At 45.8% G+C, this 16873-nt stretch carries 14 protein-coding genes; 11 read left to right on the forward strand and 3 right to left on the reverse strand.

What is annotated here, in order from left to right:
• Positions 1 to 83: 83 nt before the first annotated feature.
• The 3 genes from U2P89_RS01775 to U2P89_RS01785 all read right to left on the reverse strand — a co-directional run bounded on the left by U2P89_RS01775 (position 84) and on the right by U2P89_RS01785 (position 2347).
• Positions 84 to 1448, reverse strand: a complete 1365-nt coding sequence (locus tag U2P89_RS01775; RefSeq protein ID WP_019541391.1) for a [Fe-Fe] hydrogenase large subunit C-terminal domain-containing protein — start codon at positions 1446 to 1448, stop codon at positions 84 to 86.
• Positions 1449 to 1455: 7 nt separating this feature from the next.
• Positions 1456 to 1866, reverse strand: a complete 411-nt coding sequence (locus U2P89_RS01780) for an ATP-binding protein (RefSeq protein WP_091907629.1) — start codon at positions 1864 to 1866, stop codon at positions 1456 to 1458.
• Positions 1867 to 2002: 136 nt separating this feature from the next.
• Positions 2003 to 2347 carry a hypothetical protein gene (locus U2P89_RS01785; RefSeq protein ID WP_019541389.1) on the reverse strand — a complete coding sequence of 115 codons (345 nt, stop codon included), beginning with the start codon at positions 2345 to 2347 and terminating at the stop codon, positions 2003 to 2005.
• A gap of 337 nt (positions 2348 to 2684) precedes the next feature.
• On the opposite strand from U2P89_RS01785, the gene lysS reads away from it, so the two are divergent.
• The 11 genes from lysS (at position 2685) to U2P89_RS01840 (ending at position 16873) form a co-directional block, all read left to right on the forward strand.
• A complete protein-coding gene (gene lysS, locus U2P89_RS01790; protein ID WP_322190443.1) occupies positions 2685 to 4418 on the forward strand; it encodes a lysine--tRNA ligase in 1734 nt (577 codons plus the stop codon).
• 24 nt (positions 4419 to 4442) lie between these two features.
• Positions 4443 to 5438: an NAD(P)H-dependent glycerol-3-phosphate dehydrogenase gene (locus U2P89_RS01795; protein ID WP_076931583.1), complete on the forward strand. Its 996-nt coding sequence runs from the start codon at positions 4443 to 4445 to the stop codon at positions 5436 to 5438.
• Positions 5439 to 5621: 183 nt separating this feature from the next.
• A complete protein-coding gene (locus U2P89_RS01800; RefSeq protein ID WP_322190444.1) occupies positions 5622 to 6971 on the forward strand; it encodes a glucose-6-phosphate isomerase in 1350 nt (449 codons plus the stop codon).
• 229 nt (positions 6972 to 7200) lie between these two features.
• Positions 7201 to 7629, forward strand: coding sequence for an SRPBCC family protein (locus tag U2P89_RS01805; RefSeq protein ID WP_092024624.1), 429 nt, complete (start codon positions 7201 to 7203; stop codon positions 7627 to 7629).
• 69 nt (positions 7630 to 7698) lie between these two features.
• Positions 7699 to 8439 (forward strand): HAD family hydrolase, encoded by a 741-nt coding sequence (locus tag U2P89_RS01810; RefSeq protein ID WP_322190445.1) that lies wholly within the window; start codon positions 7699 to 7701, stop codon positions 8437 to 8439.
• Between the two features lie 96 nt (positions 8440 to 8535).
• Entirely contained in the window at positions 8536 to 8880 is a 345-nt protein-coding gene (locus tag U2P89_RS01815) for a type II toxin-antitoxin system RelE/ParE family toxin (protein ID WP_091907619.1), read from the forward strand.
• Complete coding sequence (locus tag U2P89_RS01820) at positions 8877 to 9167, forward strand: helix-turn-helix domain-containing protein (RefSeq protein WP_091907617.1); 291 nt, start codon at positions 8877 to 8879, stop codon at positions 9165 to 9167. The genes U2P89_RS01815 and U2P89_RS01820 overlap by 4 nt, the downstream gene beginning before the upstream one ends.
• Positions 9168 to 9220: 53 nt before the next feature.
• Complete coding sequence (locus U2P89_RS01825) at positions 9221 to 10654, forward strand: transglutaminase-like domain-containing protein (RefSeq protein ID WP_091907615.1); 1434 nt, start codon at positions 9221 to 9223, stop codon at positions 10652 to 10654.
• An 85-nt stretch (positions 10655 to 10739) separates the two neighbouring features.
• The gene (locus U2P89_RS01830) at positions 10740 to 12716 is read left to right on the forward strand and encodes an NAD(+) synthase (protein ID WP_175456778.1); all 1977 of its coding nucleotides are present in this window, start codon (positions 10740 to 10742) and stop codon (positions 12714 to 12716) included.
• A gap of 17 nt (positions 12717 to 12733) precedes the next feature.
• Positions 12734 to 14155, forward strand: coding sequence for a phosphotransferase (locus U2P89_RS01835; protein ID WP_092024622.1), 1422 nt, complete (start codon positions 12734 to 12736; stop codon positions 14153 to 14155).
• Positions 14156 to 14344: 189 nt separating this feature from the next.
• Positions 14345 to 16873 carry a DEAD/DEAH box helicase gene (locus tag U2P89_RS01840; protein WP_322190446.1) on the forward strand — a complete coding sequence of 843 codons (2529 nt, stop codon included), beginning with the start codon at positions 14345 to 14347 and terminating at the stop codon, positions 16871 to 16873.

Raw genomic sequence — 16873 nt, forward strand, 5'->3', positions numbered from 1 at the left:
ATAATTAAATTAAAAATTAAAAGTGAAAAACTAAAAATGAAAAACTTCCTATTTCTTATTCCCTCCTTCCCACTTTTACACCTTTACACTTTATCCACATATTTATCAAGCCTGCCCTTCCCCCATATTTTCTCTATGACTACAAAGGCCTGGTCGGGACTCAGTTTATAATTCTTCTCCATCACACGCTGCACAAACACACAGTGCGAGATACTCGCCTTATCTTTTACAATATCCTCTGCAAGGCTCCTGCAACCCGGTGCGCCACATGCACCGCAGTCGAAACCGGGGAAATAGGTCATCAGCCTCTCTATCCGTTGGAGTTTAATAAGGGCTTTTTCCATATCCTCATCCAGCAACAAACCATCACGCGGATAGACTGGGTCGATACCAGACATTGCCTGAAGCACTTCCCTGCAATCCATCAGAGAATTCATCACTTTTCCGTTATCCGCATCTTTTAGTTTTTGCAATCTTTTCTGTCTTTCTCCTAACCGTTCTACCGTCAGAAACCTGTTCCCGGGGCAGAGGATACCGCCGGCACAGCCCTGATCGCACGCACGCATCTCCAGAAAATCGATGTCAGAGATCTGGCCCGATTCGAGTTTCTCCAGAAATTCGATTACATTATCCATTCCGTCAATAGCAAGGCCTCTTCCGGGAAAATATTTCTTTTCGGTTCCCGATAACGACCAGTTGACCGAATCGGGACTCATATTAGCGAATGTCTTGTGTAATCCCGGTTTTTTAAAGTCATATAATATTCTGGATGTCTTATTGTAGATCATCGTCATATTGACAGTGCTGTCTATGGGCGAATTCGCCTCTCCCACCGGCACACGGGCAGCTACAATTTTCGCAGCACAGGGAGTAATATAATAAATGGATAACTTATCGGGATCGATCCCCTCTTTCTCTTTCGATATCCGGAGATAAATCGCAGCAATATCGTGGGGAGCTTTCAACCGCATGATCTGTCCGGTAAGTGAAGGATATTGAACCTGGATAAGCCTCACCACCGCAGGACAATAGGAACTGATCATCGGACGTGAAGGATTTTCCTCCGCCATGAACAGATAAGCTTCCTTCATGAAATCGACGGCCTGCTCTACTTCAAATACCTCGTCGAAGCCGATCTGTTTCACGGCATTCAGCACCTGAGTCGCAGAATATTCTGAAGAATACTGACCGATAAAAACCGAAGGTACGAGGGCTATCTTGTAGTTTTCCACAGGAAGGCTATCAAGGCCGTCATCTTTAGCATAGATCGCCCGCTGCGGACAGGCCCGGAAACATTCGCCGCAATCGACACACCTTTCGGGTTGTATCTGTGCATACCCATCCACGATGCGAATAGCCCGTGTGGAACATATACGCATACAATGCGAGCACCCGATACATCTGTCCGGATCAATCTGTATGGAATGTGTGTAGTTCCTGTCTTTCATAACCGCATCAAAACTTCACTCTGAACTCCAATTGAGTTCCTATGCCGGGAGTAGAAATAAGTCTCATTTCATCACTGTTTTTTTTGATATTGGGAAGTCCCATTCCCGCACCAAATCCCATCTGACGAACTTCTTCCGTGGCCGTGGAGAAGCCTTCTTCCATAGCTTTTTCAATATCCTCAATACCGGGACCTTCGTCCTCTACCACCACACGAATACCAGAGGGTTGGATCTCCACTCTCATGATACCCCGGTAAGCATGAGCAACCACATTCATCTCCGACTCATAAAGAGCGACTGCTATCCTGCGCAACAGAAACGGCGAAATATTGAATTGTTTCAATATTTTCTTTATTTCTGAACTCGCACTGCCTGCAGCACTGAAATCTCCCCCTTCTATATGGTACTCTATCTTCATTCAAATCACCAAATCATCTCTCAATCATACTCTCCCCAGTCTTTCCATATTAATCATCAAATCTGCACTACCTGTTCCGATTTGTCGGGATTGCCACATTAGTTACATTGGCACTACACGTCCCTACTTGTCGGGATTAATCTACAATCGGCTTTAATCCGTTTTGATAAAGCCTGCCGGAAATTTCGAACATGGTCAATCCGGACTCAATGATTGCTATATTGTACTCTTTGGCCAGTTGGAGCATATCGTTTGACACCCGTTTTCCACGAGCGAAAATAATGCAGGAAATATTGGAGATCTCTGCAGTACGGACTGCCTGCAGAGTGCACAGTCCTGTTATCAGGAGCGTGTTTTCCATATAATAGCGCAGTACATCGCTCATCAGATCCGATGCAAAAGCACTTGTGTACAGGAGAAAGGGATCCGATACAAAAAGCACCTTCCCATTTACTATTTCATTTACTCGATCAACATTCATCTTCACATGGCTCAAGAAATTAACAAAATGTCTCTTCGACAAATACTTTTACCCTGCATTTCTCAGGATAAATAATCACAATGCACAAATTACATTCTACAAATGTAATAAATAATCCGCAATTAAAGAATTTTTTCCGTAATTTATTCTGGTTATATGAAAACAAACCAGTTTGACAATGTTATAGCATAGATATATGTTTATTTATGAATTATTTTGTACTTTTGCAGCCGAAGAGCCGTTGTCTGTCCGCACACATTCACAGACGATCTATTTCGCTATGTGTGAATGGAATAAATTTATTTGGAATAAAAATGGCTGAGAAAAGACCCTATTTATGCATAATTCAGAACTGAGTGAACAGGAAATCATACGCAGGCAAAGCCTGGAAGAATTGAGAGCACTGGGAGTGGAACCTTATCCCGCCGCCCTGTATAATGTAAACGCCTATTCCACCGAGATAAAAGATGAATTCAACGACGAAGCAGAGCGCCGTTCGGTAAGTATTGCCGGACGGATCATGAGCCGCCGGATCATGGGGAAAGCATCCTTTATTGAGTTGATGGACTCCAAAGGTCGTATTCAGGTCTATATTACCCGCGACGATATTTGTCCCGGTGAAGATAAAGAGTTCTATAATACCGTTTTCAAACGATTGACTGATATAGGTGATTTCGTAGGTGTAGAGGGTTTCGTTTTCCGTACCAAAACAGGTGAGATATCCGTACATGCGGAAAAACTCACTTTATTGTCAAAATCATTGAAGCCGCTGCCTGTCGTGAAAATGAAAGACGGCGTAGCGTACGATAAATTCTCCGATCCCGAATTACGATACCGCAGGCGGTATGTAGACCTGTTAGTGAATGACGGTATAAAAGATATTTTCGTAAAGCGTACCCGCATCTTCGATGCTATGCGTGAATTCTTTAACAGCTATGGTTATCTGGAAGTAGATACTCCCGTACTGCAAAATATTCCCGGTGGAGCTGCAGCGAGACCGTTCATCACCCACATGAATGCACTCGATATCGAACTCTATCTCCGGATCGCCAATGAACTCTATTTGAAACGGTTGATCGTGGGCGGACTTGAGGGTGTTTATGAGTTCTCACGTAACTTCCGCAACGAGGGGATGGATCGTACGCACAATCCGGAATTCACGGTAATGGAAATATACGTCTCCTATAAAGATTATAAGTGGATGATGGAATTCACCGAACAGATGCTGGAGCATGTCGCGATGAAAGTACTCGGCACGACAAAAACGAAAGTGGGTGACATTGAGATCGATTTCAAAGCACCTTACCGGAGGGTGACCATGATCGACGCTATCAGGGAACACACCGGCATCGATATCAGCGGAATGGATGAGGATCAATTACGCGATGTATGCAAACAGCTGGGCGTAGAACAGGATGAGACCATGGGGAAAGGCAAGCTGATCGACGAGATCTTTGGTGAAAAAGCCGAAGGAAAATATATACAGCCTACCTTTATCATCGACTATCCCATCGAGATGTCACCACTCTGTAAACGCCATCGTGAAAATCCTGAACTGACCGAACGGTTTGAACTGATGGTCAACGGGAAAGAGCTGGCAAATGCTTATACCGAACTGAACGATCCGATCGATCAGCGTGAACGGTTCGAGGAACAACTCCGCCTCTCCGAGAAAGGAGACGATGAGGCAATGTTCATTGATCAGGATTTCCTGCGCGCCTTAGAATACGGCATGCCGCCCACATCAGGGATGGGTATCGGGATGGACAGGCTTGCCATGTTGCTTACGGGACAAACCTCTATACAGGAAGTGCTGCTTTTCCCGATGATGCGTCCGGAAAAAACAGTTAAAAAAGATGCCGTATCACATTATACCGACATCGGCATACCGCAGGAGTGGGTCGATCCGCTTCAGCAGGCGGGATATGTCCGGGTAAAAAGTCTCAAAGAACTGAATCCCAACAAACTCCACCAGGAGATATGTGGATTGAATAAAAAATTCAAACTGAATTTGGTCAATCCCACCCCTGATGAGGTAAAAACATGGGTAGCTAATGCCTCGGAACTTTAAAGCCTGATTGTAAAAAAACATATAATGGATTCTATCGGCAAAATTTGTATTCTGGGCGGCGGAACATGGGGAACGGCGCTGGCGAAAATCGTACTGATGAACCAGAAGCATATGAACTGGTTCATCCGGCGGGATGATCAGATAGAGGGTTTTTATAAGCTCGGCCACAACCCCGGCTATCTGCCCAATGTGAAATTCAACCTGGCCCAGATCACCTTCTATTCGAATCTGGAAAAGGCAATCAAGGACTCCGACACCATCATCATCGCTATCCCTTCTCCCTATGTGAAACAATATTTCCGGCGTATCTGGAACAATACCTTCAAAGGAAAATTCATGGTATCGGCACTGAAAGGGATCATTCCAAACGACAACATGGTGATGAGTGAATTCCTTGCCAGTAATTTTAAGATTCCTATCGAAAATACAGGCGTGCTTTCCGGCCCCTGCCATGCCGAAGAGGTGGCATTGGAACGGCTCTCATTCCTGACCGTTGCCAGCAAAGACCAGACAAAGGCGAAACTGCTTTCGGAAGCCATCAACTCGAGAATACTCAAGGCTGCCGTCTCGGATGATGTGGTGGGTATTGAACTGGCTGCCGTACTGAAGAACATCTACGCCATCGCTGCAGGTATCTGCCAGGGATTGTTGTATGGCGATAATTTCCAGGCGGTGCTGATGAGCAACTGCGCCAAAGAGATGTCGCGATTCCTCAATGGAGTGATTCCGCTTGAACGCAACATCACCGAACAGCACTACCTTGGAGACATGCTTGTGACAGGCTATTCACAGTTCAGTAGGAACAGAACGCTCGGAGCAATGATCGGGAAAGGCTATTCCGTGAAGTCAGCGCAACTGGAAATGGAGATGATTGCGGAAGGATACTACGGGGCAAAGTGTATCCATGAATTGAACAGCCGTTTCAACATCGATATCCCCATTGCCGAAACGGTCTACCGGATACTTTACGAAAAGCTCTCCCCACAAAATGGCATTAAGAAGCTGATCGACTTCTTCTGAAAAATCAGAGGAAGAGCGGAAAAGTGACCGGGGAGACCGGGTGAATGGGAGACCGGGGAGAAGGCCCCTAAGTGGGAAGCGAAGGAATTTAATAAGACTAAATAATGAAGAATTATTATTCTTGACTTCTCAACTTCAGACTTCTAATTTCTAGTTTCAATCAAATAAACAAATCAACAAAAAATGGATACGATTCAATTACAGATTAAAGATCTCTCCGGATTCCTTTCGGAAGAGGATATTCTGAAACAGTCGGCACAAGCAACCGCCTGCAATCAGGCGCTTCATGACGGCTCACGCGAAGGCAACGATTTCCTGGGATGGGTAACACTCCCCTCCTCTATTACCGACCAGATATTGAGGGAAATTGAAGATGCAGCCACAGTACTCCGCACTCACTGCGATGCAGTGGTAGTAGTGGGTATTGGCGGAAGTTACCTCGGCGCCCGTGCGGTGATCGACGCGCTCTCCTCTTCATTCGACTGGTTACAGGAAAAAGAAGACCGCAAAAATCCTGTCATCCTTTATGCAGGGAACAATATCAGCGAAGACTACCTTTACGAACTGATGCGGTACCTCAATGACAAGCGGTTCGGTATCATCAATATCTCGAAATCGGGTACAACCACCGAACCGGCCATCGCTTTCCGGTTACTGAAAGACCAACTGGAGGAGAAGGTGGGCAAAGAGGAAGCCAGAAAACGGATTGTAGCCATCACCGATGCATCGAAAGGTGCGCTTCGTACTTTGGCCGACACCGAAGGATACAAAACATTTGTTATCCCCGATAATGTAGGGGGGCGTTACTCCGTACTCACACCGGTGGGATTACTTCCGATTGCCGTAGCAGGAATAGATATCCGTAAACTGGTAGCCGGAGCTGTAGAAATAGAAAAAGCAACAGTACCTTCCACCTCTTTTGATTATAATCTACCCGCCATCTACGCGGTAATCCGCAATGAACTGTACAAACGGGGCAAAAAGATTGAGATACTGGTAAACTATCACCCCAAACTCCATTACCTGGCCGAATGGTGGAAGCAACTTTACGGCGAAAGTGAAGGGAAAGAGGGCATGGGTATCTTCCCGGCAGCAGTCGACTTCACTACCGATCTCCATTCTATGGGGCAGTGGATACAGGAAGGCGAACGTACCATCTTCGAAACAGTAGTAACGATTGGAGAGGCGAACGAAAAAGTACTGATCCCGCATGATGATAGAGACCTCGATGGATTGAACTACCTGGAAGGAAAGAGGGTGGACGAAGTCAACAAGATGGCAGAATTGGGTACACGCATTGCCCATGTGGACGGCGGCGTTCCCAACCTGACGATAAAAATTCCCAAATTGAACGAAAAATATATCGGACAGTTGATCTATTTCTTCGAAAAAGCGTGCGGCATCAGCGGCTACCTGCTTGGGATCAACCCATTCAACCAGCCGGGAGTGGAAGCCTATAAAAAGAATATGTTCGCCCTGCTGGAAAAACCGGGTTTTGAAGAAGCTACCAAGGCGATCAAGGCAAGGTTATAATTGCATTTTTCTTGTCATATGGTAAGAAAAGTTGCCCATGGGCAACTTTTTCTATTTAGTGGCTGTTAAACCAACAGAATATTTCCCGTTGGTTCGTTTAAAGCGAAGCCATAAAGAAATAACAAGGTTATTAACAGTCGAATAATTATCGTATGAAACAACCATAAGAAAAGATTAACATCCAAGAAGATGATTAAATTATCTTGACTTGGTTCTAAAATTTAATCGTATGAAGACAATCTCATTTGAAAAGAAGATACATGCTCCGGTTGAAAAAGTATGGGAAACGTTGTGGAACGACGATACATACCGGGAATGGACAAAACATTTTATGCCGGGATCTCACTATGAGTCTGACTGGAAAATCGGAGGAAAGACGCTATTCCTGGATCCGGATCGTAACGGAATGTTCGCGACCATCACGAAACTGGAAGAACCGTATGAAGTAATTTTCAACCATCTGGGAGAGATGCTGAACGGAATTGAAGGCAAAACCTACGGAGAGGGAGGGTCTTTTGAGAAATATCTGCTGAGTGAATCGGATGGTATCACCACACTGACCGTATCCGTTGATGTGGAGGATGAATATGAACATGATATGAATGAAGGATTTACCAATGGATTAGAAGAAGTAAAACGGTTGGCGGAAAACAAATAAATTGCACAATATTTGTTTTTTTTGTACATTTGAATGATTAAGCGAATTATATCGCAACAAACATTTAAAATGGAACAAATACTCTCAGATTATCTTCATACATATTCGTTCACACATTTCGATCTTAAAGCCGTTATTTTCGATATGGACGGCGTACTGTACGATTCCATGCCGGCACATGATAAGTCGTGGCGGCAGACAATGGATGAAATGGAACTCCAATACCTGCCCTACGAATTTTATCTTCACGAAGGCAGGATCGGCAAATCGACCATCAACACCGTTTTTCAACGAAATCTGCACCGTGATGCCACGGATGAGGAAATAAAAAAGATTTATACCCGTAAAACTGACCTGTTCCAGCAATATAACAGTGGCGATATCCTTCCCGGAGCTGCGGAAGTACTGGAATTTGTACAGGCGAACGGACTAAAACCCGTACTGGTCACCGGATCAGGTCAGCCCTCACTGCTGGACCGGCTTGATACACACTTCCCGGGAGTGTTCACACCCCAAACCATGGTGACTGCTTTTGATGTGGAGCACGGCAAACCCGATCCTGAACCTTATCTGATGGGGTTACAGAAAGGCGGTGATCTGAAACCCAACCAGGCTATTGTTATAGAAAATGCACCCTTGGGTATCGAATCAGCCGTAAGGGCTGGTATCTTTACCATCGCCGTGAATACGGGTCCCCTCCCCGACTCCGTACTGGCCGACGCAGGCGCTTCGGTAGTTTTCGACTCAATGGAAACACTGCTTGAGAGAATGCCGGAAATACTACGGCTGACACAGGCAATCAGTATTTAAACCAATTACTTCCATCCCTGAACAAAATGACTTCCTCTTAAAAAATAATTGATCCGGTTATTTGCTTTAATGTAACTTTTAAATTACATTTGTAAAATGAAAAGAATACGGACAGTTGTTACATACAAGAATTATTTTCAAGACTTTTATGCGCGACAAAATGAAAAAGTCCAAAATAAAATTGCAAAAACAATTGAAATAATAGAATATATTGACATTATTCCTGAGCGTTATCTGAAACATCTACGTGATGGTCTTTTTGAAATACGCATACAATTGGGAAGCAATATTTTCCGTATTTTTTGTTTTTTCGATGGAAAAAGGTTTGTAATTCTTCTTGGCGGATTTCAGAAAAAAACACAGAAAACACCCAAACAAGAACTTAGCAGGGCTTTACAACTAATGAAAGAATATTACAAAGAAAAGGAGGAAGGAAAATGAATATAAAAACATTTGATCAGGTAAAAGATGAAGTAATAGGTTTACGCGGTACAGAGCGGAGGGATGCACTTGAACGTGAACTGGAAGCATTACGTCTTGGTATTCAAATACGTAATGCACGTGAAAAGCAAAACCTCACACAGGAACAACTCGCCGAACGTATCAATAAAAAACGTACTTTTATCTCGCGTATAGAAAATGACGGATCTAACTTGACGGTTAAAACGCTTCTGGATATAGTGGAAAGAGGGCTTGGCGGAAAACTTGTCATATCAGTAGATGTATAATTTAGAAATTTCTATCGCCGACATAATAATGAAACCTTTAAAAATCACAACCAATGAGAACGACTTTAAGGTTACTTATTTTTCTGTTCCTGTTCGGTTGTTCTTCTCCAAAACACCACTATTCTATCAAGGAGATCAACAAAGAAATCGTATCAGGTAATTTTACAAGAGCAACAGAACTAATTGATTCCCTTGTATCGGAAGGACAATTAAGCGAAGCGCAACAACAGGCTCTTCTCTTTACGCAGGACTCCTTGCACAGAGTGGAATTGGATTTCAACAAAACAAAAGATGAAATAATCAATTGGATAGAAAAAAACCGGTTATTTACCCCTTCCGATTCACTGATGGATAGCTGGGAACAATCAAAGACACTCGAATTCAGAATTATCGACGGAGAGAAACGATATTTCCGGAATGCGGCACCCAATATATTCAGGGTGGATGCATCGGCAAGGGTGTTGAGCCTAGCATCTCTCCCAAGTTCGGATGTACCGCATGATGCTTTATTGACCGATGCTTTCAATCACAAAATCAGTAGTGATACGAAAGGGAAATACCTCCTCCCTGAAAAGAGTATGAAAGTACGCTATACACTGACCGTGAATGCAGATGCGGTTCCGGACGGTGAAATATTGAAAGTATGGCTACCGTTTCCCAGAAAGGATATCGACAGACAAACAAATGTGGAACTGCTCGCAACCTCACAACCCGATTACATCTTATCTGACGACAAAACGGCACACACAAGTCTCTATATGGAACAAAAAGCCATAGAAGGTGAACCGTCTGTTTTTTGGGCCGATTTCCAATTCACATCACGGGGAGAATGGTTCGACCTGTCGGAGATAGAGGTAACTCCTTACGATAAGAATAGTACACTGTTCCGGACATATACCGCGGAACAGAAACCTCACATCGGGTTTTCACAAGCTGTACGGGAACTGACCGACAGCGTAACCCGGAATGCGGAAACACCGGTAGAAATCCTTCAGGCAGTCTATCGCTATATCGCAGCCAATTACCCCTGGGCAAGCGCATTGGAATATTCCACTATCGCCAATATTCCGGAATACGTTATCGAAAACCGCAAAGGCGACTGCGGACAAGTAGCGTTGCTGTTGATCACCATGTTGCGATACAAAGGTATTCCTGCCCGTTGGCAGAGCGGATGGATGACCCATCCGGGAGAAGTGAACCTCCACGACTGGGCGGAAGTCTATTTTGAAGGATCAGGTTGGATTCCGGTGGATATTTCATTCGGTCGTGGCGAGCCTGTCCCTATCCGGCCGGGACGGGAATTTTTCATGAGTGGCATCGACTCCTACCGCTTGTATATCAATTCGGATTTCTCAGGAGATTTTTATCCCGAAAAAAAATATCCCCGAAGCGAAACAATAGATTTTCAACGGGGTGAGGTTGAGTCCGGCCAATGGAATCTTTACTTCGATCAATGGAGATACCGGATGGAGTTAACTTACCGGTAATTAATCTAAAGTTTTTCATTTCACGCCCTTGGGAAGACGAAGTTTTTCATGTACTTTTGTAAGAAGGACTCAAAATGCATTGAATATGAACATAAATGATCATGGATTTCTGCGTGTGGCAGCAGCGTCACCTAAACTGAAGGTGGCGGACTGCGATTACAATACCGAAGAAATAAAACGGGTTATAGAGCAGGCACAGCGGGAAAATGTGCAGATACTTTGCTTCCCGGAACTGTGCCTGACGGCCTATAGCTGCGGTGATCTTTTTTTCCAGAAGGTATTGCAGCAAAAAGCACTGGAGTCATTATGCAAATTGATCCTTTTTTTGGAAAAGAGGCCTTCCATGATCGTTATCGTAGGGCTTCCCTTGTGTATCAAAAACAGTCTTTACAATGTGGCTGCCGTATTGTCGGGTGATGGCATCCTGGGCTTTGTCCCCAAAACTTATATACCCAATAACAACGAGTATTACGAGAAGAGGTGGTTCACTTCCGGAGATAACCTTACCGATTTCACTGTAAATATAGAGGGTGATAACTTCGATCTCACGGGAGATATTGAGAATAGCAAGGTGCCAATCTCGTCAAAAGGAATGATCTTCCACTCTTCTTACGGCAGCTTTGGTATAGAAATCTGCGAAGACCTCTGGATGCCTGTCCCACCCTCATCCGAACTGGCGATGCTGGGAGCCGACATGATATTCAACCTTTCGGCAAGCAATGAACTGGTAGGGAAGAACCACTATCGGAAATCCCTTGTACAACAACAATCGGGGCGATGCAATGCGGCATATATCTATGCTTCGGCCGGATGGGGTGAATCCACTACCGATATGGTCTTTTCCGGAGCCTGTTTTATTGCTGAAAACGGCTCCATACTGGCGGAGTCGGAACGGTTTTCACCGGAAAGTGAGTTGATCATTGCGGATATCGATATCGAGGCATTGCGTTACGACCGGTTGAAGAACAGCAACTACCCGTCAGCAACGTCTCTCATCAAAAAGGAGATTGATTACTATATCGATTTCGTGACTCCGGAAAAAATGTATCGCAGATTCAATCCTCATCCTTTTATTCCCGCGAAGGAAGTGAATGATGAAAGCCTTTCCGAAGTTTTCAATATTCAAACGCACGGGCTGGCAAAACGATTGCTACATACCGGCATAAGGAAAGTTACCATCGGCATTTCCGGAGGATTAGACTCTACGCTGGCACTTTTAGTGACCGTCCAGGCATTCGACCTGCTGGGCCTCCCCCGCAAAAATATTTACGGCATCACCATGCCCGGCTTCGGGACTACCGGAAGGACATACGACAATGCCGTCGCCCTGATGAAATCATTGGATGTGACCGTGAAGAAAATACCCATTAAGGAGGCTGTCATCCAACACTTCAAGGACATCGAACACGATCCCAACAATTACGACGTGACCTATGAGAACGGTCAGGCACGCGAACGCACACAGATATTGATGGATTATGCCAACAAGATCGGAGGACTGGTTGTAGGTACCGGAAATATGTCGGAACTGGCGCTGGGATGGGCAACCTATAACGGCGACCATATGTCGATGTACGGCGTGAACACAAGTGTACCAAAAACACTCGTCGCAACTCTCGTAAGGTGGGTTGCCGATAGCCGGACGGACGAGGAAACTTCCCGCAGGATCCTGCACGACATTCTGGATACGCCCTTTAGCCCTGAACTGCTCCCCGCCGGTGAAGATGGAAAAATCGCTCAGGAAACAGAACATTTCGTAGGGCCCTATGAGTTGCACGATTTCTTCCTGCATCGTATGCTCCGGTATGGGGACAATCCATCACGCATACTTTTTATGGCAGAACAGGCTTTTGAAGGAAAGTATTCCCGGCAGGACCTGATAAAATGGTTGAAACTATTCTACCGGCGATTCTTTGCCCAACAGTTCAAACGCTCCTGCATGCCGGACGGGCCTAAAGTAGGATCCGTAAATCTCTCTCCCAGAGGCGACTGGCGCATGCCAAGCGACGCATCAGTAAACATCTGGCTTGCGGAACTGGAAGAATGGGATGTATTGGAATAAACAAGGAATAATTAATTATGCAACAACTTATATCCCTCTTCACTTCATATACCGGCAAGCCTAATCCCACACTGGAAGCTCTACCCACTTCGGGGTCGAACCGACGATACTTCCGGCTCAAAAAAGATGATTTATCACTTATCGGCGTGCATGGGGAATCGCGCGAGGAGAACCGTGCATTTATAGCATTGTCCCGCCATTTTCATCAGCAGCAACTGAACACTCCAGAGATATTTGCCGTTTCGGAGGATGAAATGTTCTATATCCAACGGGATCTGGGAGATGAGATTCTGTTCGATACCATTAAAGGAGGCAGGCTCACGGGCGTTTTCAGCCATGAAGAAAGAGCACTCTTACACAAAACCATTGCGATGCTTGCCGATTTTCAGGTGAAAGGTGCAGAGAAACTGGATTTCAATGTCTGCTATCCTCTAGCGGAATTCAACCACCGTTCTGTATATTGGGATTTGAATTATTTCAAGTATAATTTCCTGAAAACTACCGGTATGGATTTTCAGGAAGATCTGCTGGAGAATGATTTTGAAAAACTGGCAGAAAACCTGCTGCAGGACCAATCGGAGACTTTCATGTACCGCGATTTCCAGTCACGTAATGTAATGCTGGTAGACGGAAATCCTTATTTTATCGATTTTCAGGGCGGCAGGAAAGGTCCTGTCTATTATGATGTAGCGTCATTCCTCTGGCAAGCGAAAGCCAACTTTCCCGAAGAGTTACGGAATGAACTTATTCACACATATATAGAATCATTAAAAAAATACCAACATGTAGATGAGTCTGGTTTTCTGAAACAACTCCGTCAATTCGTCCTTTTCCGCACATTACAGGTTCTCGGGGCTTACGGTTTCAGGGGATATTTTGAAAAAAAACCACATTTTATCCAAAGCGTACCATTCGCACTTAATAATCTCCGGGATTTACTGAAAGAGAGTTTTGAGGAATATCCTTATCTCAGCGGCATATTGAGGGAGATGACGGAACTGAAACAATTTGCCGATACCCAAAAGCGGGAACTGAAAGTGCGTATCTATAGTTTTGCCTACAAAAAAGGGATTCCCGACGACAGCTCCGGCAATGGAGGTGGCTATGTGTTCGATTGCCGCGCCATCAATAACCCCGGAAAATATGAACGGTATAATAATGTAACCGGCCTGGATGAGCCGGTGATCCAGTTCCTCGAAGAGGATGGCGAGATGCCGGAGTTCCTTGACTGCATCTATCCTCTGGTGGACAGGCACGTGAAGCGGTATATGGAACGGGGTTTTACCGACCTGATGATTTCGTTCGGTTGTACCGGCGGGCAACACCGCTCGGTCTATGCCGCCCAAAAAACGGCAGAGCATATCTCGAAGAAATTCGGCATCAAAGTCTCACTGGTACACCGGGAACAAAATCTGGAACAGGAGTTCAGGAAAAGATAAACACATTCCAAGACCGCTTTCATATCTTCGATCTTTCCCGTACCCTTATAAGCTAAAATAGATAATTACGATCTGTTAGTTAAAAACACCGGAATGTTATTTATTCGTTTCACATTATATTGAAGTTAATTTATTATTTTTGCACCGCTACAACATCAAAAAATCCGGACAAAAACTTCATGGACAACTATGGCGACAAGATTAACTGCACCAAAGAGTACGACTACACGCAATAAAAAGAACAGTAAAAAAACACTCCCGAAAGTATCCTTACTCCAGCGCCCTGAAGGAATGGGACTGGAGGATTGGCAGATAGCACTTCGGAAGCAGGCTGCGCAGAAAGAATCGTTGTCTATCGAACCTGTTGACAAAAAGTTATCGCCCGGCGATTACAATGTACGCAATCCGCAAACCGGTTATATCTATAAGGTAGCCTTCCGGGGAATAGACAGCCCATGGAACTATTGCTCGTGCCCTGATTTCAAAACCAACCAACTCGGCACATGTAAGCATATAGAAGCGGTGCAACTCCATCTTGGAAAACAACGAAAAATCCCCGCCAAAGAGCTCATACCGCCCTACACATCCGTCTATTTGTCGTACCGGGGCGAACGCGACGTGCGCATCCGTATCGGATCGGACAACCGTGAAGCGTTCACTAAACTGGCAAGCCGTTACTTCAATGAAGAGGGTATGCTGGAAGAGTCAAACTTCAGCCGCTTCTATGATTTCCTGCAGGAAGCAAAACAGATAGACGATACGTTCCGTTGTTATGACGATGCCCTGGACTTCATCATTGAAAAAAGGGCAACCCTTTACCGGAACCAGGTACTGGACAATACCTATCCGGACGGCAAGTTGTCCGGTTTGCTCCGCGCCCGTCTCTACCCTTATCAGGAAGAGGGTATCCTGTTCGCCGTGCGCAAAGGGCGCAGCATCATTGCCGACGAGATGGGATTGGGGAAGACCATCCAGGCCATCGGGGCGGCCGAGTTGCTGCGCAAGGAATTCAACCTCTCGTCCGTGCTGATCCTCTGCCCCACATCCCTCAAATACCAATGGAAGAAAGAGATCGAGAAATTCACCGGCGAAACAGCGCTCGTGATCGAAGGAAACCACCTGAAAAGACGCGAACAATACAACCGGGACGCGTGCTATAAGATCGTATCGTACCAAAGTGCGAATAACGACATAAAAATACTGAAAACGTTATCCGCCGACCTGCTCATCATGGACGAGGCCCAACGGCTCAAAAACTGGAACACGCAAATCGCGAAGGCCGCCAAAAGAATAGAATCGCAATACACCGTGGTCTTGTCCGGCACGCCCCTCGAAAACAAGATCGAAGAACTCTACGCCATAGCGCAGTATGTGAACCCCTATTGCCTGGGGCCCTACTATAAATTCATCGACAGGTGTTTGGTCCGGTCCGAGACCGGGAAGACCGTCGGATACAAGAACCTGAACGAGACGGGCAGGATGATCCGGGACATACTGGTCAGGAGACGGAAACGGGACGTAAACATACAACTTCCGGCGCGCATGGATAAAATCCTGTTCGTACCCATGACCACCGAACAACGCGAGATGCACGATGAATTTAAGAGCAGCCTGGCCCAACTGATCATGAAATGGCAGAAGATGCGTTTCCTGAGCGAAAGCGACCGCCGCCGGCTGTTGCTGCTGATGAACCAGATGCGGATGGTATGTGACAGCACCTATATCCTGGACCAGAAATCACGTTTTGACACGAAGATCGACGAGTTGATGAATGTATTGGATGAGTTTTTGGAAGAAAGTGATGAGAAAGCGGTCGTCTTCAGCCAATGGGAGCGCATGACCCGCCTTGTGGCCGCAGAATTGGACAAACGGAGTGTCGCTTACGAGTACCTGAATGGAGGCGTGCCGTCGGCAAAACGCAAAGACCTAATCGACAATTTCACGGAGAAACCGGACTGCCGCATATTCCTCTCTACCGATGCCGGGAGCACAGGACTCAATTTACAGGCCGCCTCGTTGATCATCAACCTCGATCTGCCGTGGAATCCGGCCGTGCTGGAACAGCGCATCGCCCGCATCCACCGCATGGGACAGAAGAACAACGTGCAGGTGATCAATTTCGTATCCGTCGGCACCATCGAGGAACAAATGCTCACGAAACTCAACTTCAAGTCATCGATGTTCGAAGGCATCCTCGACGACGGATCCGACTCCATCTTCCTGGAAGAAAGCAAGTTCGACAAGCTGATGCAGACCGTACAGGAATTTGCCGCCACCGGGACTGAGCACACCGGGACAGAGACTGAGGGAACAAGCACAGGAACCGGAATATCAACCCCAGCATCAACCGTCAGCACCGATGAAATAGAAAGGGCTGATCCTCTCCAAAAAAGAGGGGAGATCGATCCGTTGATAAGCGAAACTGCCATACCCGACATAGATACCGGGCAGGAAGACAGTCCCGTGGAAATAACGGGAACAGTCCCGTCCTCCCCGGCAGCCCAAACGGAAACGTCCCCGGAACAACTCATCACTCAAAGCATCCATCTTCTGGGCGCTTTTGCCCGCACGCTCTCGTCGCCCGAAGCCACCGGAAAACTGGTGGATTCGCTGATCGAAACGGACAAAGAAACAGGAAAAACCTCGCTCAAAATACCCGTACCCGACCGCGACACGGTGATGCAGGTTATGAGTGTAATTGGCAAATTGTTCAAATAG

Origin of the sequence: Proteiniphilum sp., assembly GCF_034331125.1 — a bacterium.
In the GTDB taxonomy this organism is placed as follows: domain Bacteria; phylum Bacteroidota; class Bacteroidia; order Bacteroidales; family Dysgonomonadaceae; genus Proteiniphilum; species Proteiniphilum saccharofermentans.